This window comes from Pseudomonas sp. 43mfcvi1.1 (assembly GCF_900115935.1).
GTDB lineage: Bacteria > Pseudomonadota > Gammaproteobacteria > Pseudomonadales > Pseudomonadaceae > Aquipseudomonas > Aquipseudomonas bijieensis.
In genome coordinates this window covers 176,684-202,174 of sequence record NZ_UETT01000010.1, presented here as the reverse complement: position 1 = coordinate 202,174, position 25,491 = coordinate 176,684, and the positions used below count along the sequence as shown (strand labels likewise).

Here is a 25,491-nt window from a genome sequence, read left to right as displayed (position 1 = left end):
CGATCAGTCTGGGTTTTTGCGGTGGCAGGTTCAGGGCTGCTGTGCAGCCCAGCGGGAGCAAGCTCCCTCGCCACGGGGATGGGGGCTGTTGCGGCTTACTGCTCTTCCTTGACCGCCGCTGGTGCGGGCGGTGGGCGCAGGCCGATTTCAGCGGTGAGCTTGAGCTCCTTGCCGTTGCGCATGACCTGGATGGTCACCTTGTCGGTGGGCTTGATCCGCGCCACCTGGTTCATCGAGCGGCGGCCATCGCCGGCCGGTTCGCCATCGATGCTCAGGATCACATCGCCCAACTGCAGGCCGGCCTTCTGCGCCGGGCCGTCGCGGAAAATCCCCGCCACCACGATGCCGGGCCGCCCGGACAAACCGAAGGACTCCGCCAGTTCCTGGGTCAGCGGCTGGACTTCAATCCCCAGCCAGCCGCGAATCACCTGGCCGTGTTCGATGATGGACTTCATCACCTCCATCGCCAGCTTCACCGGAATGGCGAAGCCGATGCCCTGGCTGCCACCGGACTTGGAGAAGATCGCCGTGTTGATCCCGGTAAGGTTGCCGTTGGCATCCACCAGCGCACCGCCGGAGTTGCCGGGGTTGATCGCGGCGTCGGTCTGGATGAAATCCTCGTAGTTGTTCAGGCCCAACTGATTGCGCCCGGTGGCGCTGATGATGCCCATGGTCACGGTCTGGCCAACGCCGAACGGGTTGCCGATGGCCAGGGTCACGTCGCCGATGCGGATGCTGTCGGAGCGGCCGATGGTAATGGCCGGCAGGTTCTTGAGGTCGATCTTCAGCACCGCGAGATCGGTTTCCGGGTCGCTGCCGATCACCCGGGCCAGGGTCTCACGACCGTCCTTGAGGGCCACCACGATCTGATCGGCACCGCTGGTGACGTGGTTGTTGGTCAAGATATAACCTTCCGGGCTCATGATTACGCCCGACCCCAGGCTCGACTCCATGCGCTTCTGCTTGGGCGAGTTGTCGCCGAAGAAACGCCGGAATTGCGGGTCTTCGAACAGCGGATGGCTGGGTTTGTTGATGACCTTGGTGGTGTACAGGTTCACCACGGCCGGCGCGGCGGTGGTCACGGCATCGGCGTAGGACACCGGCCCCTGTTGCACCGCCTTGCTTTGCGGCGCCTGCTGCAAGTTGACGTCGAGGCTCGGCAGCCCGACCCATTCCGGGTAGCGCTGGATAATCAGTAGAGCGACAAGCACGCCGGCCAACAGCGGCCAGCCGGAAAAACGCAGCGCCTTGAGCATTAAGCACGTCCTACAAAGGTTGCAGGCGGTATGAGACCGCCCATAATGTCGCGCATTATACGAGGCCGCGCGCGCCTCTGAACGGGATATTTAGGAGTCTTTTCATGGCCGTAGCCCTGAGCACCCTGGTCGAAGAAGCGGACCGTTACCTGGCGAGCAGCCGGATTGCCGATTACTGCCCCAATGGCCTGCAGGTCGAAGGCGCGCCCCAGGTGATGCGCATTGTCAGTGGCGTCACCGCCAGCCAGGCCTTGCTCGACGCTGCAGTCGAGGCCGAGGCCGACCTGGTGCTGGTGCATCACGGTTATTTCTGGAAGGGCGAGAACCCCTGTGTCACCGGCATGAAACAACGTCGCCTGAAAACGTTGCTCAAGCATGACATCAGCCTGCTGGCTTACCACTTGCCGTTGGACCTGCACCCCGAGGTGGGCAATAACGTGCAACTGGCCCGTCAGTTGGACATCACCGTCGAGGGACCGCTGGATCCGGACAACCCCAAGATTGTCGGCCTGGTCGGTTCCCTGTCCGAACCGATGACGGCGCGGGACTTTGCGCGCAAGGTCCAGGAAACCATGGGGCGCGAGCCCTTGCTGATCGAAGGCGAGCAGATGATCCGCCGGGTCGGCTGGTGCACCGGCGGCGGCCAGGGCTATATTGACCAGGCCGTGCTGGCAGGCGTCGACCTGTACCTCAGCGGCGAGGCCTCGGAGCAGACATTCCACAGTGCGCGGGAAAACGGCATCAGCTTCATCGCCGCCGGGCACCATGCGACTGAGCGCTATGGTGTGCAGGCGCTGGGCGATTACCTGGCGCGACGCTTTGCCCTGGAACATATCTTCATCGATTGTCCGAATCCCATCTGACTAACGCTGAACTGAATGTGGAAGCGGGCCTGTGGGAGCAAAGCTTGCTCGCGATAGCGGCGTTGCATGTGCCGACGTCATCGCGAGCAAGCTTTGCTCCCACAGAGTTCACTGGCTCCCACAGAGGGCATTGCAATACCCGAACCACCAGGCATATCCATATGCTGTTTCGATCTAGTTGGCGCCCTGATTAGAAGAGGTCGCTGTGCTAGGATTCCCCGCTCGAACACGGCCCGCTGGCCGTTCATAAGAAAGTTTTCGTGAGTAGCCATGGTCGACAAACTGACGCATCTGAAACAGCTGGAGGCGGAAAGCATCCACATCATCCGCGAGGTGGCCGCCGAGTTCGATAACCCGGTGATGCTGTACTCCATCGGTAAAGACTCCGCCGTGATGCTGCACCTGGCACGCAAGGCGTTCTTCCCCGGCAAGCTGCCGTTTCCGGTGATGCACGTCGACACCCGCTGGAAATTCCAGGAAATGTACAAGTTCCGCGATCGCATGGTCGAGGAGCTGGGCCTGGACCTGATCACTCACGTGAACCCGGATGGCGTGGCCCAGGGCATCAACCCGTTCACCCACGGCAGTGCCAAGCACACCGACATCATGAAGACCGAAGGCCTCAAGCAGGCCTTGGACAAATATGGTTTCGACGCCGCGTTCGGCGGTGCCCGTCGCGATGAAGAGAAATCCCGTGCCAAGGAGCGCGTGTATTCGTTCCGCGACAGCAAGCACCGCTGGGACCCGAAGAACCAGCGTCCGGAGCTGTGGAACGTCTACAACGGCAAGGTCAACAAGGGCGAGTCGATCCGCGTGTTCCCGTTGTCGAACTGGACCGAGCTGGACATCTGGCAGTACATCTACCTCGAAGGCATCCCGATCGTGCCGCTGTACTTCGCCGCCGAGCGTGAAGTGATCGAGAAGAACGGCACGCTGATCATGATCGACGACGAGCGCATCCTTGAGCACCTGTCCGACGAAGACAAGGCCCGCATCGTCAAGAAGAAAGTGCGTTTCCGTACCCTTGGCTGCTACCCGTTGACGGGCGCGGTGGAGTCCGAGGCCGAAAGCCTGACGGACATCATCCAGGAAATGCTCCTGACGCGAACTTCCGAGCGCCAGGGCCGGGTCATCGACCACGATGGCGCAGGCTCGATGGAAGATAAAAAACGTCAAGGTTATTTCTAAGGGGCTGTCATGTCGCATCAATCTGATTTGATCAGCGAGGACATCCTCGCCTACCTGGGCCAGCACGAGCGTAAAGAGCTGCTGCGCTTTTTGACCTGCGGTAACGTCGACGACGGCAAGAGCACCCTGATCGGGCGCCTGCTGCACGACTCCAAGATGATCTACGAAGATCACCTGGAAGCCATCACCCGCGATTCGAAGAAAGTCGGCACCACCGGTGACGACATCGACCTGGCGCTGCTGGTGGACGGCCTGCAGGCCGAGCGCGAGCAAGGCATCACCATCGACGTTGCGTACCGCTACTTCTCCACCGCCAAGCGCAAATTCATCATCGCCGATACGCCCGGCCATGAGCAGTACACCCGCAACATGGCCACCGGTGCTTCCACCTGTGACCTGGCGATCATCCTGGTAGACGCCCGCTACGGCGTGCAGACCCAGACCCGTCGCCACAGCTTCATTGCCTCGTTGCTGGGCATCAAGCACATCGTCGTGGCCATCAACAAGATGGACCTCAAGGACTTCGACCAGGGTGTGTTCGAGTCGATCAAGGCTGACTACCTGAAGTTCGCCGAAGGCTTGAAGATGAAGCCCACCAGCATGCACTTCGTGCCGATGTCTGCCCTCAAGGGTGACAACGTGGTGAACAAGTCCGAGCGCTCGCCGTGGTACACCGGCCAGTCGCTGATGGAAATCCTCGAGACCGTGGAAGTGGCGGGTGACCGTAACTTCACCGACCTGCGCTTCCCGGTGCAGTACGTCAACCGTCCGAACCTGAACTTCCGCGGCTTCGCCGGCACCCTCGCCAGCGGCATCGTGCACAAGGGTGACGAAGTGGTGGTGCTGCCGTCGGGCAAGAGCAGCCGCGTGAAGTCCATCGTCACCTTCGAAGGCGAGTTGGAGCACGCCGGTCCTGGTCAAGCGGTGACGCTGACCATGGAAGACGAGATCGACATCTCCCGTGGCGACCTGCTGGTGCATGCCGACAACGTGCCGCCGGTGACCGACAGCTTCGAAGCGATGCTGGTGTGGATGGCCGAAGAACCGATGCTGCCGGGCAAGAAATACGACATCAAGCGCGCCACCAGCTACGTGCCGGGCTCGATTGCCAGCATCGTCAACAAGGTTGACGTGAACACCCTGGAAGAGGGACCGGCCAGCGCGCTGCAGCTCAACGAAATCGGCAAGGTGAAGATCGCCCTCGATGCACCGATCGCCCTGGACGGTTACGAGAGCAACCGCACCACCGGCGCGTTCATCGTCATCGATCGTCTGACCAACGGCACGGTCGGCGCCGGCATGATCGTCGCCCAGCCGCTGGCCCATGGCAGCAGCACGCACCACGGCAAACTGGCTCATGTGTCGGTTGAAGAACGCGCCCAGCGCTTCGGCCAGCAACCGGCCACGGTCTTGTTCAGTGGCCTGTCGGGCGCCGGCAAGAGCACGCTGGCCTATGCGGTGGAACGCAAGTTGTTCGACCTGGGCCGTGCAGTCTTCGTCCTCGATGGCCAGAATCTGCGTCATGACTTGAACAAAGGCCTGCCGCAGGACCGTGCCGGGCGCACCGAGAACTGGCGTCGTGCGGCCCACGTTGCCCGTCAGTTCAACGAGGCCGGCTTGCTGACCCTCGCTGCGTTCGTTGCGCCGAATGCCGAAGGGCGTGAGCAGGCCAAGGACCTGATCGGTCGGGAGCGTTTACTGACGGTCTATGTCCAGGCCTCGCCAGCGGTCTGCGCCCAGCGTGATCCGCAAGGGCTGTACGCCGCTGCTGGTGACAACATCCCGGGCGAATCCTTCCCGTATGACGTGCCGCTGGATGCCGACCTGGTGATCGACACCCAGTCGCTGACGCTGGAAGAAAGCGTCAAGCAGGTGCTGGATCTGCTGCGCAAGCGTGGAGCGATCTAACCAACGCGGCAGTCAATAAAAAGCCCGCAGGTGAGCAATCATCTGCGGGCTTTTCATTTATCTGGAGCCAACTCGGTTAACTGTGGGAGCGAGCCTGCTCGCGATAGCGGTGGGTCAGTCTCCATTTATCCACGCTGAGACACCGCAATCGCGAGCAGGCTCGCTCCCACAAGGGATTCAGTGGCGGTCTGGATACTCCCGATGCATCTGCGCAAGCAGCGCATCCTTGTCCTGCCACAACTGGTTGATCCAGCCCTGGAACTCCAGGCGGTACACACCGTCCTGATCGTAGTTCTTGCCAATGAACTGCGGCGGGATCTTCAGTTCCTGGAAATGCACCACCACCTCTTCCACGTTGCCGCAGAGCAAATCCCAATACCCTGGACGACCGCTCGGATAATGGATCGTCACGTTGATGATCGACTCCAGTTGCTCACCCATGGCGTCGAGTACAAACGCGATGCCGCCGGCCTTGGGCTTGAGCAGGTAGCGAAACGGTGACTGCTGCTGGGCATGTTTGCCTTCGGTGAAGCGCGTGCCTTCGACGAAGTTGAAGATGCCCACCGGATTGTCGCGAAACTTCGCGCAGGTCTTGCGGGTGGTTTCCAGGTCCTTGCCCTTCTTTTCTGGATGTTTTTCCAGGTACGCCTTGGAATAGCGCTTCATGAACGGGAACCCCAGCGCCCACCAGGCCAGGCCGATCACCGGCACCCAGATCAGCTCCTGCTTGAGGAAAAACTTCAATGGCCGGATGCGCCGGTTCAGCACGTACTGCAACACCATGATGTCGACCCAGCTCTGGTGGTTGCTGGTGACCAGGTACGAGTGCTGGTAGTCCAGGCCTTCCAGGCCGCTGAGGTGCCAGCGGGTGCGGCGTAGCAGGTTCATCCAGGCCTTGTTGTTGCTGATCCAGGTTTCGTGGATGTGGCCCATCAACCAGTCGGTGCAGCGCTGGGCAGCGGGGAAGGGCAGTAGCAGTTTGAAAATCGCCACGATGAACAACGGCGTGCAGCAGGCGATGGTATTGAGCGCCAACAGCAGCGAGGCAATCACGCCCCGCAGTGGGACAGGCAGGAAATCCAGCATTTAAATATCCAGGGGGCGGTTGGCGGCTTGGATCGCGGTCAGGGCGATGGTGTATACGATGTCGTCGACCTGGGCGCCACGCGGCAAGTCGTTCACCGGTTTGCGCAGGCCTTGCAGCATCGGCCCGAGGCTGACGCAATCGGCGCTGCGTTGCACGGCCTTGTGGGTGGTGTTGCCGGTGTTCAGGTCCGGGAAGATGAATACCGTCGCACGACCGGCCACCTGGCTGTTGGGCGCCAGTTGCCGCGCCACGGTTTCGTTGGCGGCGGCGTCGTATTGCAAGGGGCCGTCGATCAGCAAGCCGTGTTGCGCCTCGTGGGCCAGCAAGGTGGCTTCGCGGACTTTCTCCACTTCCTCGCCACTGGCTGACTCGCCGCTGGAATAGCTGAGCATCGCCACCCGTGGGGTGATGCCGAACGCGGCAGCCGAGTCGGCGCTTTGCAGGGCAATTTCCGCCAGTTCCGCGGCGCTGGGGTGCGGGTTCATCACGCAGTCGCCATACACCAGCACTTCTTCGGGGAACAGCATGAAAAACACCGAAGACACGAGGGAGCAACCCGGCGCGGTCTTGATCAGTTGCAGGGCCGGACGGATGGTGTTGGCAGTGGAGTGGATGACCCCGGACACCAGCCCGTCCACCTCGTCCAGCGCCAGCATCATGGTGCCGATCACCACGGTGTCTTCCAACTGCTGCTCGGCCATCGGTGCGTTCAGGCTTTTGCTTTTGCGCAACCTCACCATCGGTTCCACGTAACGCTCGCGAATCGAATCGGGGTCGAGAATCTCCAGCCCTGGCGGCAACTCGATGCCTTGGGCGCGGGCCACCGCCTCGACGTCGGCCGGTTTGGCCAGCAACACGCAGCGGGCAATGCCCCGGGCCTGGCAAATGGCGGCGGCCTGTACGGTCAGCGGTTCACTGCCTTCGGGCAGTACGATGCGCTTGTTGGCAGCCTGGGCGCGCTGGATCAGTTGATAGCGGAACACGGCTGGCGACAAGCGCATTTCCCGTGGCGTGCCGCAGCGCTGGTGCAGCCAGTTGGCGTCCAGGTGGCTGGCGACAAAATCGGTGATGATCTCCGCACGTTCGCGGTCATCGATAGGAATTTCCTTGTTCAGTCCGTTGAGCAGGTTGGCGGTGTCATAGGAGCCGGTGCTCACCGACAGCACCGGCAGCCCGGCCTGCAAGGCGCCTCGGCACAGGTCCATGATGCGTGGGTCGGGCAGGGTATCGCTGGTCAGCAGCAAGCCGGCCAGCGGCACACCGTTGAGCGCTGCCAGGCTCACCGCGAGGATGATGTCGTCGCGATCGCCGGGAGTCACCACCAGCACGCCGGGCTTGAGCAGCTCCACGGTGTTGCGCATGGTGCGCGCGCAAATGATGATGTTGCTCATGCGCCGGGTTTCGTAGTCGCCGGCATTGAGCACCTGGGCGCCCATCAGGTCGGCCACATCGCGGGTGCGCGGGGCGTTGAGTTCAGGGCGAAACGGGATGCAACCGAGCAGGCGGAAATCGCCGCTGCGCAACAGCGGCGAGTGCTCCTTGAGGCGTGCGGAAAACGCCTCCATGCTTTCGTCGGCGCGGACCTTGTTCAGGATCACCCCGAGGACTTTCGGATCTTTCGGCCCACCGAACAGTTGCGCCTGCAATTCCACCCGGCCGGACAGCTCGGCCAGCACTTCGTTTTCTGGCGCCGACACCAGGATGACTTCGGCGTCCAGGCTCTTGGCCAGGTGCAGGTTGACCCGGGCGGCGTAGCTGGCGCTGCGGGTCGGGACCATGCCTTCGACCACCAGCACGTCTTTGCCGATGGCGGCCTGTTGGTAAAGGGTGATGATTTCTTCCAGCAACTCATCGAGCTGGCCGTCGCCGAGCATGCGCTCGACATGCGCCAGGCCCAGGGGCTGTGGCGGCTTGAGGCCGTGGGTACGGGCCACCAGTTCAGTGGAGCGCTCCGGCCCGGTATCACCGGGGTGAGGCTGGGCAATGGGTTTGAAAAAGCCGACTTTCAGCCCGGCTCGTTCGAGGGTACGCACCAGCCCGAGGCTGATGGAGGTCAGACCCACACCAAAATCGGTGGGCGCGATAAAAAAAGTTTGCATGCGGATTCTCTAAAGGTGCATGGCAAGGGCGAGGCTATAACTGCCGTCTACCGTCAATTCAGTCGCCAAGGTTATCGCTAACCGGGCCCTGCGCGCACCAGCCGCAATCAAAGGGCTGGCCTATTTTTTCAACGCGTTGCGCCGGATCCAGCACCCAGGCCCGGGACTGCCACGGCGGTTGGTGGCGCAGATGCTGGGTGTGGCCACAGGACAGCTCGGCCACCCAGTGTCCGTCCTCGTCCTGATGCAAACCCGTGACCGTCGGTCTGTTCGAGCAGGCCCGTTTGTCCGGGTTCCGTTCGCTTTCGGGCAAATCCTTGTTTAGACTTGTCCGTTCTTCATTCTTATGCAAAAGGTCTCGCCCCATGCTGATCGCCGCCAATAAGGCTGTCTCCATCGACTATACCCTGACCAACGACGCTGGTGAGGTCATCGACAGCTCTGCCGGCGGCGCTCCGCTGGTCTACCTGCATGGCGCAGGCAACATCATCCAGGGTCTGGAAAAAGCCCTGGAAGGTAAAACGGTCGGTGACGACCTGAACGTTACCGTCGAACCGGAAGACGCCTATGGCGAGTACTCCGCCGAACTGGTCAGCACCCTGAGCCGCAGCATGTTCGAAGGCGTGGATGAGCTGGAAGTGGGCATGCAGTTCCACGCCTCGGCGCCCGATGGCCAGATGCAGATCGTCACCATCCGCGACCTGGAAGGCGACGACGTCACCGTTGACGGCAACCACCCGTTGGCCGGCCAGCGCTTGAACTTCAAAGTCAAGATCGTCGACATCCGTGATGCCAGCCAGGAAGAAATCGCTCATGGTCACGTCCATGGCGAAGGTGGTCATCACCACTGATTTCTGCGCTACGCTCAAGTGACCAGTGAACTGAAAAGGCGCCATGCGGCGCCTTTTTAGTCGGTTGCTGTTAGCATCACCCATGGCTGTTTCGAAAAGATCCGCAAACCTGGAGTTCGTCATGAGTGCTTTTCACGACCTTAAACTCAAAGCCCTGGATGGTCAGGAGCTTGCTCTGGCACCGTTCAAGGGGCAAGTCGTGCTGGTGGTCAACGTCGCCTCCAAATGTGGCCTGACGCCTCAGTACGCGGCGCTGGAAAATCTCTATCAGCAATACAAGGCCAAAGGCTTTACCGTCCTGGGCCTGCCCTGCAATCAGTTCGCCGGGCAAGAGCCCGGGACCGAGCAGGAAATCCAGGAGTTTTGCAGCCTCAACTATGGCGTGACGTTCCCGCTGTCCAGCAAGCTGGACGTGAACGGCCATGATCGTCACCAGTTGTACCGCTTGCTCGCGGGCGAGGGGGCCGAGTTTCCCGGGGACATTACCTGGAACTTCGAAAAATTCCTCCTCGGCAAGGACGGCCGGGTGTTGGCGCGATTCTCACCGCGCACGGCGCCGGATGATCCTGCCGTGATCCAGGCGATCGAAAAAGCGCTGAGCTGAAGCCAGGCACTGGACCCTTGTGGCGAGGGGATTTATCCCCGCTGGGTTGCGCAGCAACCCCCATCAACAGCGACCGGGTCTTTCTGACACGCCGAGTTAGCAGGTTTTGGGGGCTGCTGCGCAACCCAGCGGGGATAAATCCCCTCGCCACAGGTTTTGCACCCGGCTGGGCATTCGGCTCAATCCCGACAGTCGCGATCTTCTAATCCTTAATCACCCAAATCAATAATGCTACCCAGTACCTTACACGGCACATATTATCCTCGTCATATCGACCTGTGACGTTGTCCCGTGGAGTGCCTCATGCCTGCAAAAGCCCTGTTCAAACCTTTCCACCTCGGCGCGTTCGAGTTGCCGACCCGGGTGGTGATGGCGCCGATGACCCGTTCCTTTTCGCCCGGTGGCGTACCCAATGCCAAGGTGGTCGAGTATTACCGTCGCCGCGCGGCGGCTGGGGTCGGCCTGATCATCACCGAGGGCACGACGGTCGGGCACAAGGCTTCCAACGGCTACCCGAACGTGCCGCATTTCTATGGCGATGCGGCTTTGGCCGGCTGGAAGAAAGTGGTGGATGCAGTGCACGCCGAAGGCGGCAAGATCGTTCCGCAGTTGTGGCATGTGGGCAACGTGCGCCGCCTTGGCACCGAGCCGGATGCCAGCGTACCGGGTTATGGCCCGAGCGAGAAACTCAAGGACGGCCAGGTGGTGGTCCACGGCATGACCCAGACCGATATCGACGAGGTCATCGCTGCGTTTGCCCAAGCGGCAAAAGATGCCCAGGGCATCGGCATGGACGGCGTGGAAATCCACGGTGCCCACGGCTACCTGGTGGACCAGTTCTTCTGGGAAGGCAGCAACCAGCGTACCGACGGTTACGGCGGCACCCTGGCCAACCGTTCGCGCTTTGCGATCGAATTGATCCGTGCCGTGCGCGCCGCGGTGGGCGAGGGTTTCCCGATCATTTTCCGGTTCTCCCAATGGAAGCAGCAGGATTACACCGCGCGCCTGGTGCAGAGCCCCGAAGCCCTGGGCGAATTCCTCAAGCCGTTGTCCGAAGCCGGCGTGGATATTTTCCACTGCTCGACACGGCGCTTCTGGGAGCCGGAGTTCGACGGTTCCGAACTGAACCTGGCCGGCTGGACCCGCAAACTCACCGGCAAGCCCACCATCACTGTCGGCAGCGTCGGCCTGGATGGCGAGTTCCTGCAGTTCATGGTCAACACCGACAAAGTCGCGCAACCGGCCAGCCTGGAGAAGCTGCTGGAGCGCCTGAACAATGATGAGTTCGACCTGGTGGCGGTGGGGCGCGCGCTGCTGGTGGATCCGGACTGGGCGCAAAAAGTGCGTGAAGGGCGCGAGCAGGAGATCTTGCCATTCAGTCGTGAGGCGTTGATGACCCTGGTTTAAGCGGCGCCTTCCAGGGCCTCATCGCGGGCAAGCCTTGCTCCCACAGGATTATCAGCTGTTCACAAGTAATGTGTTCACTGAAGTCCCATGTGGGAGCAAGGCTTGCCCGCGATGCTTTTCAGCGTGTCGACACTGCTTGTGGCAACGGCAGTTCGCTCTGACAAACCCCGCGCAACTGCGCCTCGAACTGCTCGATCACCGACGCCCAGCCCTGGCGGCTGGCGTGTTGGCGGGCATTGAGCCGCACGCACCGTAAGGCCTCGCGCTCATCCAGCAACCAGCGGGCCGCGTCGCAGAAGGCTTCTTCATCCCCCGGCATTGCAAGTACGCCGTTGTAACCATGACGGATGTGTTGCGCCGCCGCGGCCTGATCGTAGGCCACCACGCCCAGCCCGGACGCCAGCGCCTCCAACACCACGTTGCCGAAGGTTTCGGTCAGGCTCGGAAAGACAAACACATCCCCGGACGCATAATGGCTGGCCAGCGCTTCGCCGCGTTGCGAGCCACAAAAGATCGCTTCAGGCAGTTCCTGCTCCAGCGCGGACCTTTGCGGGCCGTCGCCGACCACCACCAGTTTCATCCGTCGCTGCGGGAAAGCGCTGCACAGTGTGGCGAAACAGCGCTTGAGCAATCCGAGGTTTTTCTCTGGTGCCAGGCGTCCGACATGGATCACGGCGATGTCATCGTCGCCCAGGCCCCACGCCTCACGCAGGCTCGCTGAACGCTTGATCGGATGGAACAGTTGACTGTCCACGCCGCGAGACAGCAGTGCCACGCGCTCGAAGTGGCGTCGCTCCAGTTCCAGGCGCTGGCTGAGGCTGGGCACCAAGGTCAGGCTGGAGCGGTTGTGAAACCAGCGCAGGTAATGGGTGAGCCCGCGACTTAACAGCCCGAGGCCGTACTGCTGGGTGTATTGCTGGAAGTTGGTGTGGAAACCACTGACCACCGAGATGCCCAGGCGTCGTGCCGCGCGCAGTGCCGACAAACCCAGCGGCCCTTCCGTGGCGATGTACAGTACGTCCGGACGATGGCGTTTCCAGCGCCTGAGCAGTTTGTGCATGGACGCCTGGCCCCATTGCAAACCCGGATAGCCCGGTAGCGGCCAGCCCCGGCACAGCAGCAACTGCTCGTCACTGGCCTGGCGTCGGTCGTCGACCTGGCGAGGCCGTATCAGTTCGACTTGATGCCCACGGGCACGCAGGCCGTCGTACAGGCGGCCCAGGGTATTGGCCACGCCATTGATTTCCGGCGGGAAGGTTTCAGTGATCAGGGTAATGTGCAGGGGTGTGGTCATGACCCCAGTGTCGACCGGGGCCATTTCGTCATTGTGACGCCAGGATGATGGATTTGTGACCGACTCAGCCCTGCCGGGCCAACGCGGTCTCGGCGCCTTGCTCGCGCACCCAGAACAACGTCGCCCCAGCCACCGCCGCCGGCATCATCAGGATGTTCACCACCGGGATCAGCAGCACCAGGTACACGCTGCCGCCAAAGCCCAGGCTCTGCCAGCGTTTTTCCCGCAGCCAGGCGAGCATCTCGTTCCAGCCCAGCTTGTGGTTGTCCGCCGGGTAGTCGATGTACTGGATCGCCATCATCCACACGCCGAACAGCAGCCACAGCGGTGCCGCCACCAGGTTGACCACAGGGATGAACGACAGCACGAACAGCCCCAGGGCGCGGGGCAGGAAGTAGCCAAGCTTGCGCGCTTCCCGGCCAAGGGTACGCGGGATCATGGCGATCAACTCGCCCCAACTGAACGCCGGGAAGTCGTCTGTGCCGCGGACGACCACTTCGACTTTCTCCGCGAGAAAACCGTTGAACGGTGCGGCGATGATGTTGGCGAGCATGGTGAAGGTGAAAAACACCATCAGTACGACGAGCACCACGAACAGCGGCCAGAGAATGTAGCTGAGGAAACTCAGCCAGTCCGGCAGCGACGGCATCAGCGTATCGACCCACAGGCTGAACTGATGGCCGGCCAGGTAAATCAAGCCGACGAACAGCACCAGGTTGATCGCCAGGGGCAAGAGCACGAACAGGCGCAGGCCCGGGCTCAAGACCAGCTTGAGGCCTTCTCGCAAATATTGCGGGCCGGACAGGACGGGGGCGGGCATAGGTGGCTCCGAGCGAAGGTGAACGCGCCGACCTTACCGGCTTTGCCCCGCCTGGGAAAGCGGCGACATGGCGTGTAACAACGTTTCTTGCGCTGAAGGCGCCTATTGGAAGGACCGCTGGGCATAGAGCTCACCTATGAGCTGGATTGTTAAACCGTATTTCCTTAATCTTCGCTCCCTCGATACGCTGCACCCATTCTTTTTCAGGACTGTCGAAACCAGCCTTCCCCAAGTGCGTCAACGGTCCTTTTTTATTCACGCCGCTCACCCGGCGTTCCGGCCCTCAAGGTCCGGTCAACAGGAGCAGGTCATGTCTGAAGTGCGTCATTCGCGAGTGATTATTCTCGGTTCCGGCCCTGCCGGTTACAGCGCTGCGGTTTATGCGGCCCGTGCCAACCTCAAGCCGCTGCTGATCACCGGCATGCAGGCCGGCGGTCAATTGACCACCACCACCGAAGTCGACAACTGGCCGGGCGACGTCCACGGCCTGACCGGCCCGGCGCTGATGGAGCGCATGAAAGAACACGCCGAGCGTTTCGAGACCGAAATCGTTTTCGACCACATCAATGCCGTGGATTTCGCCGCCAAGCCCTACACCCTGACCGGCGACAGCGCGACCTACACCTGCGATGCCCTGATCATCGCCACCGGTGCCAGCGCTCGTTACCTGGGCCTGCCGTCGGAAGAAGCCTTCATGGGCAAAGGTGTTTCCGCCTGCGCCACCTGCGACGGTTTCTTCTACCGCAACAAGCCAGTGGCAGTGGTCGGTGGCGGCAACACCGCGGTCGAGGAAGCGCTGTACCTGGCGAACATCGCCAGCACGGTCACCCTGATCCACCGTCGCGAAACCTTCCGCGCCGAGAAGATCCTGATCGATAAGCTCAATGCCCGCGTGGCCGAAGGCAAGATCATCCTCAAGCTCAACGCAACCCTGGACGAAGTGCTGGGCGACAACATGGGCGTGACCGGTGCCCGCCTGAAAAACAACGACGGCAGCTTTGACGAGATCAAGGTTGACGGCGTCTTCATCGCCATCGGCCACACCCCGAACACCTCGCTGTTCGAAGGCCAGCTGGAACTCAAGGACGGCTACCTGGTGGTCAAGGGTGGGCGCGACGGTAACGCTACCGCTACCAGCGTCGAAGGTATCTTCGCGGCCGGCGACGTGGCTGACCACGTCTACCGCCAAGCCATCACCTCGGCCGGCGCCGGCTGCATGGCGGCCCTGGACACCGAGCGCTACCTGGATGGCCTGCAGAACGCTTCGTTCTGATCCATCCGCATAAAAAAACCGGCTTCGGCCGGTTTTTTTACTTAGGCTCCACGCAAACCTGTGGGAGCGGGCTTGCTCGCGAATGCGGTGTGTCAGTCAACACTGTGCTGGCTGATCCCCCGCATTCGCGAGCAAGCCCGCTCCCACAAGTTTTTGGTGTGATCAGAAACACCGCATTTCAGGCCAACTTAGCCAGGCACGCTTCCAGAATATCCAAGCCCTCTTCCAACACCGCCGCCTCGGTCGTCAACGGCGCCAGCAGCCGAATGATATGCCGCGATTTACCACTGGGCATCAGCAGCAAGCCCGACTCCCGTGCCAGGGCCAGCAACTGCGTCAGTTGTGCCGAGGCCGGTGTGCCGTCGGCGTGGGCCAGTTCTATACCGCGCATCGCGCCGACGCCGGTCAGGCGGCCCAGGTAGGGCGTTAGCCCACGACGCCGCCAGGATTCGTAGCGGCTGACGATCGCCTCTTCCTGTTGCGAGCCCCAGGCGTGCAGGTTGGCGTCGGTCATTTCATCCAGGGTCGCCAGGGCGGCGGCGCAGGCGATGGGGTTGCCGGAATAAGTGCCGCCCAGGCCGCCCTTGGGCAGGTTGTCCAGCAGCGCCTTGCGTCCCACCACAGCCCCCAGAGGCACGCCGCCGGCAATACTTTTGCCCAGCAGAATCAGGTCTGGTTCGATGCCCAGTCGCGAGAACGCAAAGCGTTGGCCGGTGCGGCCGAAGCCGGACTGGATCTCATCGATGATCAGCACAATGCCCTTCTCGTCGCAGAACTGTCGCAGGGCCTGGGCGAAGGCTATGTCCATCGCCAGGAAGCCGGCTTCGCCCTGCACCGGTTCGACAATGAAACAGGCCACGTCACTCACATCGATCTCGACGCTGAACAGCCGCTCCATGGCCTTCAAGGCCTCTTCGCAGGTTACGCCGTTGTCCTGGCTGGGGTAGGGCAGGTGATACACCGGCCCGGGCAATACGCCGACTTTCTGTTTGTAGGGCGCGACCTTGCCGTTGAGGTTGAGGGTCGCCAGGGTGCGGCCGTGAAAAGCACCGTCAAACGCGATCACAGCGGTACGGCCCGTGGCACCACGCACGATCTTCAAGGCGTTTTCTGCCGCCTCGGCGCCGCTGTTGGTGAGCATGCCGCTGACCGGGTAATCCACCGGGACAAACGTCGCCAGGCGCTCCATCAACTCAATGTAGGGGGCGTGGGGAGCGGCATTGAAGGCGTAGTGAGTCAGCCGGGTCGCTTGTTCACGGATCGCCTCGACGATGCGTGGATGACAATGGCCGAGGTTCAACACACCGATGCCGCCGACGAAATCGATGTAGCGTTTACCGTTGGTGTCCCAGACCTCGGCATTTTTGCCATGGCTGAGGCTGACGGGATGCACGATGGAGATCGACTGGCTGATGGTTTCGCTGCTCATGGATGACGGCTCGGACGGAGGAGAAATTTCCGTTATCTAAGCCGCGAGCAGAGGGGGCCGGCAAACGAAATAAAGTTGCCGGGTCAATCTTAAAAGTCGGGATGTGGTGAGGTGCCACTGACTTGGGACGTGCACTGTGGCGAGGGAGCTTGCTCCCGCTGGGGCGCGAAGCGGCCCCGAAACCTGGCAACCCGGAGTGTCAGGCAAATTGAGTTTGACTGTTTGGGGCTGCTGCGCAGCCCAGCGGGAGCAAGCTCCCTCGCCACAAAAGCGGACCCCGTCACAAAAGCGGGACGATCAGCGCCGTTGCAACGGCTGCGCTTCGAATCTCACACCCGCCAGCCCATGGACCATCAGCGCGCGGATATTGCCGTGGTCACTGCCCTCGGGCGTGGCCAGCACCGACCGGTAGTGTTCGCCAAACGCCAGCAGCGCTTCTTCATCGCTCAGGCCTTCGAGCAGGGCCAGGCCCAGGGTCTTGCACGAGCCTTCGTTCTGCCCGGCGGCGTTTTGCACGCCGCCGTTGTCGAAGGCCTGGGGTTGGTAGTCGTAGCCGGCGGCGATAAAGGCCAGGGTGTCGGCGAAGGCATGTTCGCCGCTCTTGAGGCGGGTACGCAGGGTATTGAGATCAGGCATCGGGTTTTCCTTTGGCGAACGCCGCCTGTTGTTCGGCGCTGGCTTCTTTCTGGTATTGGGCTTTCCACTCGGCGTACGGCATGCCATAGACCACTTCGCGGGCGTCGTCGAGGCTGACCTCGATCTGGCGTTCATCGGCGGCGGCCTTGTACCACTTGGACAGGCAGTTGCGGCAGAAGCCGGCGAGGTTCATCAGGTCGATGTTCTGCACATCCTTGCGGCTGTCCAGGTGGGCAACCAGCCGACGGAAAGCGGCGGCTTCGAGCTCGAGGCGTTGTTGGTCGTTCATGATGGTCTCTGACGAACAGCTTCAAGCGGCGTGCTTCAAGCTGTGGGATGGATTGCAGTGACGACAAGCTTACCGCTTGAGGGCTGCGTCTGAAAACGTGCCACTCAGCGGCTTGCCGCAAGGGTAATCGACACCGACTCGGCGAATCGCAAGGCGTGGGGCTTGTCGACTTCGACTTCGGCGTACAGCACCGACTCGTTGGCCATGACCAGGTCGAGCAATTCCTGGGTCAGGCGTTCGAGCAGGGCGAAGCGGTTGCCTTCCACGTGGGCGATGATTGCCTTGGTAATGGTGCGGTAGTTCAGCGCATGGTCGATGTCGTTGTCGCGCACCGCCTCCTGGGCGGCGTAGAGGATGGTCAGGTTGATCAACACATCCTGCTTGTTGAGGATTTCATCCTCGTTGATCCCGATGAAGGTGCGCAGACGCAGGTCCTTGACCTTGATGCGTGCCATGGCTGGCTGAAGTTGTGGCATTTACTTGCTCCGTCGAATCAATTGCAGGAACTCCTGGCGCGTGGTGCTGGAATCGCGAAAAGCGCCGAGCATCACCGAGGTGTTCATGGTCGAGTTCTGTTTTTCGACACCGCGCATCATCATGCACATGTGCTGGGCCTCGATCACCACCGCCACGCCAGCGGCCTGGGTGACTTGCTGCACCGCGTCGGCGATTTGCCGGGTCAGGTTCTCCTGGATTTGCAGGCGGCGGGCGAACATGTCCACCAGCCGGGCGATCTTCGACAGCCCCAGGACCTTGCCCGTAGGAATATAAGCCACATGGGCCTTGCCGATGAAGGGCAACAGGTGATGTTCGCAGAGTGAATAGAGTTCGATGTCGGCGACGATGATCATTTCATCGCTGTCAGAGGCGAACAGTGCGCCATTGACGATCTGCTCGACGCTTTGTTCATAACCATGGCAAAGGTACTGCATGGCCTTGGCGGCACGAGCCGGGGTATCGAGCAGCCCCTCGCGCTCGGGGTTTTCCCCCAGGCCGATGAGGATCTCGCGGTAGTTCTGGGGCAGGGATAGCGTCATGGTGCATCCTCGAAACAAGGCTATTTGACGTGCCGCCCGCCGTTGACGGTCAGGGTCGTGCCGGTGACATAAGGGTTGTCCAGCAGATAACGCAGGCTCTGGTAGATCACTTCGCTGCCGGGTTCGATACCCAGCGCGGACTTGGCCAGGGCCTTGGCGCGGTAAGTCGCGTCGTCCTCGGGGTTGAACAGTAGCAGGGCAGGGGCGATGCCGTTGACCTTGATCGCCGGTGCGAACTTCGCCGCGAACGACAGTGTCAGGCTTTCCAGGCCAGCCTTGGTGGCGCAGTAGGCGATATGCCGGGCGCTGCCCTTGCGGGTCACGTCATCGCTGATGTGCACGATATCTGCCGGCGTTGAACGCTGCAGTAGCTCTGCGCTGTGCAGGTTGATCAGGTATGGCGCGAGCATGTGCACGCCGAACATGGCGTTGAGGGCCGCCGCTTCGCTGCCCGGACTTTCGGCCAGCCAGGCCGAGGCGTTGTGCACGATGGCGCGCAGCCGGTCGGTGTGCTGCTTGAGTTGTTCGATAAAGGTCAGGATCCCCGCTTCGCTGGATAAGTCGGCGAACAGCGTCACCGCGCCCAGGTCCCGCAGCGTCTGCACGCCCGGGCGTTCGGTGCGATAGGTCGCAATCACCGGTTGCCCGTCTTCCAGCAATCGCCGGGCGCAATGCAGGCCGACGCGCTGGGCTGCGCCAGTGATCAGGATCGGAGCGGTGGCGCTGGACATAGGACGACTCGGTTCGCGGCAAGAGCAAAACTATAACAGCGACGGGTAGTGCGTACCTATTGATGGCTAATCCAGCGGATATATCGCCGTATTCCACTGTGGGAGCGAGCCTGCTCGCGATGTGCTGGGTCAGCCAACACAAATATCGCCTGACATACCGCTATCGCGAGCAGGCTCGCTCCCACAGAGACCGCTGCCAAGGTCGGCAGCATCACCGATTCTGTGTGAAAGGCTTGGCCGGCAACCTTCGCTGCGGCGCGCCGTTGAGCCAGTTCGCCAGCAGATGGGTCGACATCGGGATAAACAGGTAGACCATCAGCGGCGTCAGGATCAGCGTGCTGATGAACACGCGGCTCAACAAACCCAGTTCGCCCAGCAGCGGCCCCAACAGGAAATTGAACAACAGCGACACGGGAAAGAACGCGAGCCAGATGGCCACGGCCTGTTTCCAACGGGGCGGACGCTGGCCGATCGTGCCAAACCAGCCATCGATGCCACGTACCCGGTGTTCGGAGGGATGGGCAAACAGATCGCTGCCCCGTCCCAGCCAGGCCGTGCGTGAGGCGGAGTGTTCCCAGGCGTGCAGCGTCTGCTCGTCGGCAAAACGGAAGATAATCTGGAATTCATCGTCCTGGGGCGGTGGCGCGAGTACGCCGGAACCCAGGTAGCCGGGAAAATCGGTGGCCAGTTGTTCACCTTCGCGCAACCAGGCGATCAGATCCTGATAGCGTCCATTGGCGACGCGGCGGGCAACCATCAGGGTGACGGGTGAGGTAGACATTATGCATCTCCGTAAGACAGGCGCGGCACTCCGGGTAGGAGGTTCGCGGGGGACGCCCCGGGGTGGTGGGTAGCGTCTGGTCGCCAAAAGACAGGCAAGGATTATTCCCGATTGCGCATAAAACAACAAAACCGCGCATTATCCTTGTCATGACATGTCTTGGGGGGAGTAAACTGGGATCCAATTTCCCAGCCGGAATTGTCTCCCCAATGAGTGTGATTACAGAAGATAGCTTTGTTTTCCAGGCATCAAATGCCTTGAAACGGGAAGATCTGTTCCCCATTCGTGAAGTCGCGCGCATGACCGGCGTGAATCCGGTGACCCTGCGCGCCTGGGAGCGGCGCTACGGTTTGATCCAGCCTACCCGCACCGAAAGCGGGCATCGCCTGTACTCGTTGGGCGATATTGATAAGGTGCGCAGCATTCTGGCGTGGATCGAACGCGGGGTGGCGGTAAGCAAAGTAGGAACGATCCTGGCGAAGACCGAGTCGGTGCAACCCGTCTCCACGCTGATTTCATCCGACCTGGTCAGGACCGATCATGCCCGTTGGCAACAACAAGTGGCGGACGCGGTGGCCTGCTTTGACGATGTGGAGCTGGATCGCGTCTACGGGCAGGTCTTTTCCACCTACACCGTCCCGGTCGTATTCCAGGACATCCTGATGCCGCTCTGGCGCCAATTGATGCAGCGTCAGCAGGCGTTCGGACAAACCAGTGAATGGGTGTTTTTCGATGGTTTCCTGCGTTCGCGCATCATCCAGCGGCTCTTGTTCAAGCGCGAAGGTGCGTCGCCGCGTGTCCTGGTCTGCGCCATTGCCGATCATTGTCATGAGCTGGAGTTGCTGGTCGCGGGGCTGTTCCTGTCCAAGGCGGAAGTGGGCGTCAGGCTGTTATCGATCGGCCTGCCGTTCGAGGAATTGACCCTGGTGTGCCAGAAGATCCAGCCTGTGGCATTGGTGCTGGTCTCCAATCATGCGCCGGTCCCGGACTTGCCCAAGCGTTTGGGCAAATTGGCGATGAGCCTGGATTGTCCGCTGATGCTGGCCGGTGATGCATCTGACCTGGCGCAGGAAAGCCTGGTGGGCTCGTCAATCGGTTGCCTGGGCAACGAAGGAGCGGTGATGCCCCAGCGCCTGCGTCAATTTCTGGCAGGCAACCTGGATACTTGAGTTAGAGATGCATGGTTGGATGGGTCAGGCGATGTTGCTGCAGGATGTACTGGCGCAGGCGTTCCGTCTCGTCCTGGTCATTCTGGCTCAGATGGTAGGCAAACAGGCCTTGATCGGTTTCCCGTTCGAAGGTGCCTCGTAACGAAATTCTCTCGTAGCCCGATGGGCTGAACCACAAGGCAAACTGCTTCGGCGGCTTGGCACGACTGCGGTTTTCCAGCAATACGCCCTTGCAGGACACTTCGTGGACCCACAGCGGTCCCGGTTGCCCCTTGATATTTTCCAGCGCTACCGGCTCTTCGAGCGCCAGGCGCCATGGGCGAATCTTCGGTCCGTCTTCGTAGATGCTCGGCACACCCAAGCGCAGGTGCATTGCATGGAATTCGTCTTCCACCAGATGCAGCGGAAAGGTCATCTGCTGGTTTTCGAAATTGGCTTGCAGCGTAACCTGCTCATTGGCGGCCAGACGTGTCAGCAAGTCACGGATCTGCGACCCACCGTTTACCAGCAAGCTCGACGTGACATCCCGCTCGTTCAACTGCGGGTTGTGTTGCATGGTGCGGATGAAATCCAGTTCATCCTGCGTCAGGAGGGCATCGCGCTGCATGATCTGCTCGAAATGATAATTTACATTTTCACTGGTGATTGTAGTGACTGACCATTAATTCGTGGTTTTGTTTACACCGTTCGTCGCTTCAAGCCGGGCAATTGTCTCTCGTGCTTCGGCCAGCTCCCGTTCCAGCTGGGCGACGCGTTGTTGAGCCTTGACCTGGGCCGTGACATCTTTTTGCACACCCACGAAATAGGTATGCCCGTCAGCCTGGTTTTTTACCGTGGACAGCGACAACTCATTCCAGAACGGCGTGCCGTCCTTACGGTAGTTGCGCAACACCTCGCGGCAAGCACCGCCCTCTTTCAAGGCCTGGCGAATAGGCTCCAGAGAGGCTTGGTCCCGATCACCCGATTGCAGGAACCGGCAATCCTGATAAAGGATTTCGTCGCGCTGATAGCCGGTCAATCGTTCGAAGGCCGGGTTCACGTAGATCAGGATGTTGTCTTCGCCTTCTTTTTCGGCGATGACAATTCCGTCGTTCGAAGCGTTGATGACCAGTTGCATCAGTTGAGCGTTGATCATGGAGAAAATCCCCTTTGAACGTCCGTGTTGGAGCTGCATTCTAGAAGAAATCGTTAGGCTGTCCACTGGCCATTATGGCTGTCGAGAGCCATTCGCAGCCAGGCAGGTGCAACTGTTACTATCCCGGCTCTTTTTTCAGGTTCAGGATCAGATTGATGAAAGTCGCCATCCTTTCCGGCTCGGTATACGGCACAGCCGAAGAAGTCGCCCGGCACGCCGCCAAACTGCTTCGCGATGCGGGTTTTGACGCCTGGCACGACCCTCGCGCGACCCTGGCGGATGTCCAGGCATTCGCGCCAGAGGCGCTGCTGGCGGTGACTTCCACGACCGGCATGGGTGAGTTGCCGGACAATTTGATGCCGTTGTATTCGACCATCCGCGACCAATTGCCAGGTTTTTTTCGCGGCTTGCCTGGCGCGGTGATCGGCCTGGGCGATGCCAGCTATGGGGATACCTTCTGCGCCGGCGGCGAGCAGATGTGCGAGCTGTTCGCCGAATTGGGCGTGCGTGAAATACTGCCGATGCTGCGTCTGGACGCCAGTGAAAGCGTCACACCGGAAACCGATGCCGAGCCGTGGCTCGCGGAGTTGATCGACACGTTGCGCCCTTGAAGCGCAGGCGCTGACTCGTTCGGCCAGTAAGCTGGCTGCCAATGCAACTACCGCCTCTGAAAGACCTGACTAGACTGATTTTCTTGCGTACGACGTTTCGATCGATACCTATAACAAGAAAACAGGGGCAGAGCCGTGAGCGTAGCGCCTATCCAAACGACACTCAGTATCAAGGAACAGGTCAGTGCGGCCGAATGGCAAACCCGGGTGGATCTTGCCGCCTGTTATCGGCTTGTCGCGCTGCATGGTTGGGATGACCTGATCTTCACCCATATTTCCGCGAAGGTCCCCGGTACCGAAGATTTCCTGATCAACCCGTTCGGGATGATGTTCCATGAGATCACCGCCTCGTGCCTGGTCAAGGTCGATCAGGCCGGCAACAAGCTGATGGACAGCCCCTACGAGATCAACCCGGCCGGTTACACCATTCACAGCGCGGTGCATGAGGTGCGCCATGATGTGGCCTGTGTGCTGCACACTCACACCGCCGCTGGCGTGGCGGTATCGGCACAGAAGCAGGGGGTGCTGCCGATCAGCCAGCAATCGCTGTTCGTGCTCTCGAGCCTGGCCTATCACGCCTACGAAGGGGTGGCCTTGAATCACGAAGAAAAGGCGCGCCTGCAGGCGGACCTGGGCCAGAGCAACTTCCTGATGCTGCACAACCATGGCCTGCTGACCTGTGGCGGGACCATCGCCGATACCTTCCTGATGATGTTCACCTTCCAACGAGCCTGTGACATCCAGGTCCTGGCCCAGAACGGCGGGGCCGAACTGATTGCCATCGAGCCGCAGATCCTGGCCGGTGCCCGGGCGATGATCGCCGGGGTGACCAAAAGCGCCCAGGGCATGGGCGGCGCGTTGGCCTGGCCGGCTTTGCTGCGCAAGCTCGATCAACAAGACGCCGGGTATGGAAGCTGATGCCTCCGGCGCAGATTCCCCTGCGTATCTGGCGCCAGCGCAGCCAGATCTTCATGTTCCGTGGCCATGCCATCCGTTACTGGGTGGCGGGGCAGGGCGAGCCGTTGCTGCTGATCCACGGTTTCCCCACCGCCAGTTGGGATTGGCATTACCTGTGGCAACCGTTGGCGCAACGCTACCGGGTGATCGCTTGTGACATGCTCGGTTTCGGCGACTCCGCCAAGCCGACGGATCACGTTTACAGCCTGCTGGAGCAGGCCGATCTGCAACAGGCCTTGCTGGCGCACCTGAACGTGAAGGACGAACTGCATGTGCTAGCCCACGATTACGGTGACAGCGTGGCCCAGGAGCTGCTCGCACGGCATTACGAAGCGCGCATCCGTCTTGCCAGTTGTGTCTTTCTCAATGGTGGCCTGTTCCCGGAAACCCATCGTCCGGTCCTGGCCCAGAAACTCTTGCTCAGCCCCCTGGGCTGGCTGTTGGGGCGGGCGTTCTCCCGGGAGAGCCTGGTCAGCAGTTTCCGGCAGATTTTCGGCCCCAAGACCCGCCCCACGGAAAGCGAACTGGATGATTTCTGGAGCCTGGTAGAAGCCCATCACGGTCCGTGGATCATGCATAAACTCATCAGCTATATTCCCGAGCGCCTTGTGCAGCGCGATCGCTGGGTACAGGCGATGCAGCGCGGCGATGTGCCGTTGCGGGTGATCGACGGCGCGGTCGACCCGATTTCCGGTGAGCACATGGTGGCGCGCTACGAGGCCCTGATCCCCAACCCTGACACGGTGCTGTTGCCTGACATCGGGCATTACCCGCACACCGAGGCCCCGGTGCAGGTGCTCAAGCATTACCTGGCCTTTCGTGAAGCCATCGCCACGCCGCGCAGACAAATGGCCTGTTCATGACGACACCCTGCGGGAGCGAGCCCGGGTGGGAGCGATTGTGAATACAGAATTTGTGGGCAACAGAAGTCCCTTGTGGGAGCGAGCCTGCTCGCGATAGCGGTGCTGCGGCCAGCAGGAAAATCGAATGTGCCGCCGTGGCTTGGGCCTGCATCATCCCCCCGCCTTATCGGCCACCATTCACTCGCAACCGTGTTGATTGTGACCGGCCCACTTGTGCCGGACACTCGTGCCCATTGTCCTGTCCGCCTGCTGGAGTTCTGCCATGAGTGAGTCTGTGCGCTTCGAAGATAAAGTCGTGATCGTCACGGGAGCCGGCGGCGGCCTGGGGCGCGCCCATGCGCTGCTGTTCGCCAGACAAGGCGCGAAAGTGCTGGTCAACGACCTTGGCGGCTCGGCCCAGGGCGAAGGGGCCAACGCCTCGGCAGCAGATCGGGTGGTCGCCGAAATCCGCGAGGCGGGCGGCATCGCCGAGGCCAACCACGATTCGGTGACCGATGGTGACAAGCTTGTACAAAATGCCCTCGACGCATTCGGTCGCGTCGATGTGGTGGTCAATAACGCCGGGATTCTGCGGGACAAGACGTTCCACAAAATGGACGACGCCGATTGGGACCTGGTCTATCGCGTCCACGTCGAGGGCGCCTACAAGGTGACCCGGGCCGCCTGGCCGCATCTGCGTGAGCAAAACTACGGGCGGGTAATCTTCACCGCTTCCACCTCTGGCATCTATGGCAACTTCGGCCAATCCAACTACGGCATGGCCAAGCTCGGTCTTTATGGCCTGACGCGGACCCTGGCCATCGAAGGTCGCAAGAACAATATCCTGGTCAATGCCATCGCCCCCACCGGAGGCACCCGCATGACCGAAGGCCTGATCCCGCCGCAGGTATTCGAACAACTCAAGCCTGAACTCGTCAGCCCGCTGGTGGTGTACCTGGCCAGTGAGAACTGTCAGGAAACTTCCGGCCTGTTCGAAGTGGGCGGCGGCTGGATGGGCAAGGTGCGCTGGGAGCGGAGCCTGGGGGCCGGTTTCGATCCGCGCAAAGGTTTTTCACCCGAAGATGTCGCCGCCCATTGGCAGCAGATCTGCGACTTCGAGCACGCGGTGCATCCGAACGACAACCTGGAAGCCTTGAAAGAAATGATGGCGAACCTGCAACGCCACGCCATTTGAGCTTCATTGCCTGGGCCGGTTGCCGTCAG

The 25,491-nt window shown here is 61.2% G+C and carries 27 protein-coding genes; 12 read left to right on the top strand and 15 right to left on the bottom strand.

Annotated elements, in window-relative coordinates:
* Window positions 1-95: 95 nt before the first annotated feature.
* Window positions 96-1,256, bottom strand: coding sequence for a Do family serine endopeptidase AlgW (gene algW / locus DTP52_RS20010; RefSeq protein WP_109754886.1), 1,161 nt, complete (start codon window positions 1,254-1,256; stop codon window positions 96-98).
* Between the two features lie 104 nt (window positions 1,257-1,360).
* Here algW and DTP52_RS20005 point away from each other — a divergent pair, with 104 nt between their 5' ends.
* The 3 genes from DTP52_RS20005 to cysN all read left to right on the top strand — a co-directional run bounded on the left by DTP52_RS20005 (window position 1,361) and on the right by cysN (window position 5,215).
* Window positions 1,361-2,119, top strand: coding sequence for a Nif3-like dinuclear metal center hexameric protein (locus DTP52_RS20005; RefSeq protein WP_109754885.1), 759 nt, complete (start codon window positions 1,361-1,363; stop codon window positions 2,117-2,119).
* A 270-nt stretch (window positions 2,120-2,389) separates the two neighbouring features.
* Window positions 2,390-3,307, top strand: a complete 918-nt coding sequence (cysD, locus tag DTP52_RS19995; RefSeq protein WP_003178041.1) for a sulfate adenylyltransferase subunit CysD — start codon at window positions 2,390-2,392, stop codon at window positions 3,305-3,307.
* A 9-nt stretch (window positions 3,308-3,316) separates the two neighbouring features.
* Window positions 3,317-5,215, top strand: a complete 1,899-nt coding sequence (cysN, locus tag DTP52_RS19990) for a sulfate adenylyltransferase subunit CysN (protein ID WP_109754883.1) — start codon at window positions 3,317-3,319, stop codon at window positions 5,213-5,215.
* 177 nt (window positions 5,216-5,392) lie between these two features.
* Here the strand turns inward: cysN and DTP52_RS19985 are convergent, their stop codons facing one another.
* The 3 genes from DTP52_RS19985 to DTP52_RS19975 are packed head-to-tail and all read right to left on the bottom strand — an operon-like array spanning window position 5,393 to window position 8,798.
* Window positions 5,393-6,301, bottom strand: a complete 909-nt coding sequence (locus DTP52_RS19985; RefSeq protein WP_109754882.1) for an acyltransferase — start codon at window positions 6,299-6,301, stop codon at window positions 5,393-5,395.
* Window positions 6,302-8,401 (bottom strand): phosphate acetyltransferase, encoded by a 2,100-nt coding sequence (gene pta, locus DTP52_RS19980; RefSeq protein WP_109754881.1) that lies wholly within the window; start codon window positions 8,399-8,401, stop codon window positions 6,302-6,304. It abuts the gene before it with no gap.
* A 58-nt stretch (window positions 8,402-8,459) separates the two neighbouring features.
* Complete coding sequence (locus tag DTP52_RS19975; protein WP_109754940.1) at window positions 8,460-8,798, bottom strand: DUF3565 domain-containing protein; 339 nt, start codon at window positions 8,796-8,798, stop codon at window positions 8,460-8,462.
* On the opposite strand from DTP52_RS19975, the gene DTP52_RS19970 reads away from it, so the two are divergent.
* From DTP52_RS19970 to DTP52_RS19960, 3 genes are all read left to right on the top strand, one after another.
* The gene (locus DTP52_RS19970) at window positions 8,767-9,252 is read left to right on the top strand and encodes a peptidylprolyl isomerase (protein ID WP_003205467.1); all 486 of its coding nucleotides are present in this window, start codon (window positions 8,767-8,769) and stop codon (window positions 9,250-9,252) included. The genes DTP52_RS19975 and DTP52_RS19970 overlap by 32 nt on opposite strands.
* Before the next feature lie 121 nt (window positions 9,253-9,373).
* A complete protein-coding gene (locus tag DTP52_RS19965) occupies window positions 9,374-9,856 on the top strand; it encodes a glutathione peroxidase (protein ID WP_109754880.1) in 483 nt (160 codons plus the stop codon).
* Between the two features lie 303 nt (window positions 9,857-10,159).
* Window positions 10,160-11,263: an NADH:flavin oxidoreductase gene (locus DTP52_RS19960; RefSeq protein WP_109754879.1), complete on the top strand. Its 1,104-nt coding sequence runs from the start codon at window positions 10,160-10,162 to the stop codon at window positions 11,261-11,263.
* Between the two features lie 118 nt (window positions 11,264-11,381).
* Here DTP52_RS19960 and DTP52_RS19955 read toward each other — a convergent pair whose 3' ends face one another.
* Both DTP52_RS19955 and cysZ read right to left on the bottom strand, forming a co-directional pair.
* Complete coding sequence (locus DTP52_RS19955) at window positions 11,382-12,581, bottom strand: glycosyltransferase family 1 protein (protein WP_109754878.1); 1,200 nt, start codon at window positions 12,579-12,581, stop codon at window positions 11,382-11,384.
* Between the two features lie 40 nt (window positions 12,582-12,621).
* Window positions 12,622-13,377 carry a sulfate transporter CysZ gene (gene cysZ / locus DTP52_RS19950; protein ID WP_109754877.1) on the bottom strand — a complete coding sequence of 252 codons (756 nt, stop codon included), beginning with the start codon at window positions 13,375-13,377 and terminating at the stop codon, window positions 12,622-12,624.
* Between the two features lie 310 nt (window positions 13,378-13,687).
* On the opposite strand from cysZ, the gene trxB reads away from it, so the two are divergent.
* The gene (trxB, locus tag DTP52_RS19940; RefSeq protein WP_003205459.1) at window positions 13,688-14,650 is read left to right on the top strand and encodes a thioredoxin-disulfide reductase; all 963 of its coding nucleotides are present in this window, start codon (window positions 13,688-13,690) and stop codon (window positions 14,648-14,650) included.
* Between the two features lie 178 nt (window positions 14,651-14,828).
* On the opposite strand, the gene DTP52_RS19935 is transcribed toward trxB, so the two are convergent.
* From DTP52_RS19935 to DTP52_RS19905, 7 genes are all read right to left on the bottom strand, one after another.
* Window positions 14,829-16,079 (bottom strand): aspartate aminotransferase family protein, encoded by a 1,251-nt coding sequence (locus tag DTP52_RS19935; protein WP_109754876.1) that lies wholly within the window; start codon window positions 16,077-16,079, stop codon window positions 14,829-14,831.
* A gap of 297 nt (window positions 16,080-16,376) precedes the next feature.
* The gene (locus tag DTP52_RS19930; RefSeq protein WP_109754875.1) at window positions 16,377-16,715 is read right to left on the bottom strand and encodes a HopJ type III effector protein; all 339 of its coding nucleotides are present in this window, start codon (window positions 16,713-16,715) and stop codon (window positions 16,377-16,379) included.
* Window positions 16,708-17,004, bottom strand: coding sequence for a DUF1244 domain-containing protein (locus DTP52_RS19925; protein WP_063324421.1), 297 nt, complete (start codon window positions 17,002-17,004; stop codon window positions 16,708-16,710). Before DTP52_RS19925 ends, DTP52_RS19930 begins: the two co-directional genes overlap by 8 nt.
* Before the next feature lie 104 nt (window positions 17,005-17,108).
* A complete protein-coding gene (gene folX, locus DTP52_RS19920; protein ID WP_003178065.1) occupies window positions 17,109-17,480 on the bottom strand; it encodes a dihydroneopterin triphosphate 2'-epimerase in 372 nt (123 codons plus the stop codon).
* A complete protein-coding gene (folE, locus tag DTP52_RS19915) occupies window positions 17,481-18,041 on the bottom strand; it encodes a GTP cyclohydrolase I FolE (RefSeq protein WP_109754874.1) in 561 nt (186 codons plus the stop codon).
* 20 nt (window positions 18,042-18,061) lie between these two features.
* Window positions 18,062-18,772 (bottom strand): dihydromonapterin reductase, encoded by a 711-nt coding sequence (gene folM / locus DTP52_RS19910; protein ID WP_109754873.1) that lies wholly within the window; start codon window positions 18,770-18,772, stop codon window positions 18,062-18,064.
* 211 nt (window positions 18,773-18,983) lie between these two features.
* On the bottom strand, window positions 18,984-19,553 hold the full coding sequence (locus tag DTP52_RS19905; RefSeq protein ID WP_109754872.1) for an antibiotic biosynthesis monooxygenase: 570 nt from the start codon (window positions 19,551-19,553) through the stop codon (window positions 18,984-18,986).
* A gap of 209 nt (window positions 19,554-19,762) precedes the next feature.
* On the opposite strand from DTP52_RS19905, the gene DTP52_RS19900 reads away from it, so the two are divergent.
* Entirely contained in the window at window positions 19,763-20,722 is a 960-nt protein-coding gene (locus DTP52_RS19900; RefSeq protein WP_109754871.1) for a MerR family transcriptional regulator, read from the top strand.
* A 1-nt stretch (window position 20,723) separates the two neighbouring features.
* On the opposite strand, the gene DTP52_RS19895 is transcribed toward DTP52_RS19900, so the two are convergent.
* The gene (locus DTP52_RS19895; RefSeq protein ID WP_109754870.1) at window positions 20,724-21,329 is read right to left on the bottom strand and encodes a hypothetical protein; all 606 of its coding nucleotides are present in this window, start codon (window positions 21,327-21,329) and stop codon (window positions 20,724-20,726) included.
* 54 nt (window positions 21,330-21,383) lie between these two features.
* The gene (locus tag DTP52_RS19890; protein WP_109754869.1) at window positions 21,384-21,857 is read right to left on the bottom strand and encodes a PAS domain-containing protein; all 474 of its coding nucleotides are present in this window, start codon (window positions 21,855-21,857) and stop codon (window positions 21,384-21,386) included.
* Window positions 21,858-22,012: 155 nt separating this feature from the next.
* Between DTP52_RS19890 and DTP52_RS19885 the strand changes: the two genes are divergently transcribed.
* The 4 genes from DTP52_RS19885 to DTP52_RS19870 all read left to right on the top strand — a co-directional run bounded on the left by DTP52_RS19885 (window position 22,013) and on the right by DTP52_RS19870 (window position 25,462).
* Entirely contained in the window at window positions 22,013-22,468 is a 456-nt protein-coding gene (locus DTP52_RS19885; RefSeq protein WP_109754868.1) for a flavodoxin, read from the top strand.
* A 135-nt stretch (window positions 22,469-22,603) separates the two neighbouring features.
* The gene (locus DTP52_RS19880; RefSeq protein WP_109754867.1) at window positions 22,604-23,386 is read left to right on the top strand and encodes a class II aldolase/adducin family protein; all 783 of its coding nucleotides are present in this window, start codon (window positions 22,604-22,606) and stop codon (window positions 23,384-23,386) included.
* Window positions 23,386-24,288: an alpha/beta fold hydrolase gene (locus tag DTP52_RS19875; protein ID WP_109754866.1), complete on the top strand. Its 903-nt coding sequence runs from the start codon at window positions 23,386-23,388 to the stop codon at window positions 24,286-24,288. The genes DTP52_RS19880 and DTP52_RS19875 overlap by 1 nt, the downstream gene beginning before the upstream one ends.
* 262 nt (window positions 24,289-24,550) lie before the next feature.
* On the top strand, window positions 24,551-25,462 hold the full coding sequence (locus DTP52_RS19870) for an SDR family oxidoreductase (RefSeq protein ID WP_109754865.1): 912 nt from the start codon (window positions 24,551-24,553) through the stop codon (window positions 25,460-25,462).
* The last annotated feature ends 29 nt before the right edge of the window (window positions 25,463-25,491 follow it).

Coding starts and splice junctions, on each gene's coding strand:
- algW (WP_109754886.1), bottom strand. CDS start 1,256: ATGCTCAAGGCGCTGCGTTTTTCCGGCTGGCCGCTGTTGGCCGGCGTG.
- DTP52_RS20005 (WP_109754885.1), top strand. CDS start 1,361: ATGGCCGTAGCCCTGAGCACCCTGGTCGAAGAAGCGGACCGTTACCTG.
- cysD (WP_003178041.1), top strand. CDS start 2,390: ATGGTCGACAAACTGACGCATCTGAAACAGCTGGAGGCGGAAAGCATC.
- cysN (WP_109754883.1), top strand. CDS start 3,317: ATGTCGCATCAATCTGATTTGATCAGCGAGGACATCCTCGCCTACCTG.
- DTP52_RS19985 (WP_109754882.1), bottom strand. CDS start 6,301: ATGCTGGATTTCCTGCCTGTCCCACTGCGGGGCGTGATTGCCTCGCTG.
- pta (WP_109754881.1), bottom strand. CDS start 8,401: ATGCAAACTTTTTTTATCGCGCCCACCGATTTTGGTGTGGGTCTGACC.
- DTP52_RS19970 (WP_003205467.1), top strand. CDS start 8,767: ATGCTGATCGCCGCCAATAAGGCTGTCTCCATCGACTATACCCTGACC.
- DTP52_RS19975 (WP_109754940.1), bottom strand. CDS start 8,798: ATGGAGACAGCCTTATTGGCGGCGATCAGCATGGGGCGAGACCTTTTG.
- DTP52_RS19965 (WP_109754880.1), top strand. CDS start 9,374: ATGAGTGCTTTTCACGACCTTAAACTCAAAGCCCTGGATGGTCAGGAG.
- DTP52_RS19960 (WP_109754879.1), top strand. CDS start 10,160: ATGCCTGCAAAAGCCCTGTTCAAACCTTTCCACCTCGGCGCGTTCGAG.
- DTP52_RS19955 (WP_109754878.1), bottom strand. CDS start 12,581: ATGGCCCCGGTCGACACTGGGGTCATGACCACACCCCTGCACATTACC.
- cysZ (WP_109754877.1), bottom strand. CDS start 13,377: ATGCCCGCCCCCGTCCTGTCCGGCCCGCAATATTTGCGAGAAGGCCTC.
- trxB (WP_003205459.1), top strand. CDS start 13,688: ATGTCTGAAGTGCGTCATTCGCGAGTGATTATTCTCGGTTCCGGCCCT.
- DTP52_RS19935 (WP_109754876.1), bottom strand. CDS start 16,079: ATGAGCAGCGAAACCATCAGCCAGTCGATCTCCATCGTGCATCCCGTC.
- DTP52_RS19930 (WP_109754875.1), bottom strand. CDS start 16,715: ATGCCTGATCTCAATACCCTGCGTACCCGCCTCAAGAGCGGCGAACAT.
- DTP52_RS19925 (WP_063324421.1), bottom strand. CDS start 17,004: ATGAACGACCAACAACGCCTCGAGCTCGAAGCCGCCGCTTTCCGTCGG.
- folX (WP_003178065.1), bottom strand. CDS start 17,480: ATGCCACAACTTCAGCCAGCCATGGCACGCATCAAGGTCAAGGACCTG.
- folE (WP_109754874.1), bottom strand. CDS start 18,041: ATGACGCTATCCCTGCCCCAGAACTACCGCGAGATCCTCATCGGCCTG.
- folM (WP_109754873.1), bottom strand. CDS start 18,772: ATGTCCAGCGCCACCGCTCCGATCCTGATCACTGGCGCAGCCCAGCGC.
- DTP52_RS19905 (WP_109754872.1), bottom strand. CDS start 19,553: ATGTCTACCTCACCCGTCACCCTGATGGTTGCCCGCCGCGTCGCCAAT.
- DTP52_RS19900 (WP_109754871.1), top strand. CDS start 19,763: ATGAGTGTGATTACAGAAGATAGCTTTGTTTTCCAGGCATCAAATGCC.
- DTP52_RS19895 (WP_109754870.1), bottom strand. CDS start 21,329: ATGCAGCGCGATGCCCTCCTGACGCAGGATGAACTGGATTTCATCCGC.
- DTP52_RS19890 (WP_109754869.1), bottom strand. CDS start 21,857: ATGATCAACGCTCAACTGATGCAACTGGTCATCAACGCTTCGAACGAC.
- DTP52_RS19885 (WP_109754868.1), top strand. CDS start 22,013: ATGAAAGTCGCCATCCTTTCCGGCTCGGTATACGGCACAGCCGAAGAA.
- DTP52_RS19875 (WP_109754866.1), top strand. CDS start 23,386: ATGCCTCCGGCGCAGATTCCCCTGCGTATCTGGCGCCAGCGCAGCCAG.
- DTP52_RS19870 (WP_109754865.1), top strand. CDS start 24,551: ATGAGTGAGTCTGTGCGCTTCGAAGATAAAGTCGTGATCGTCACGGGA.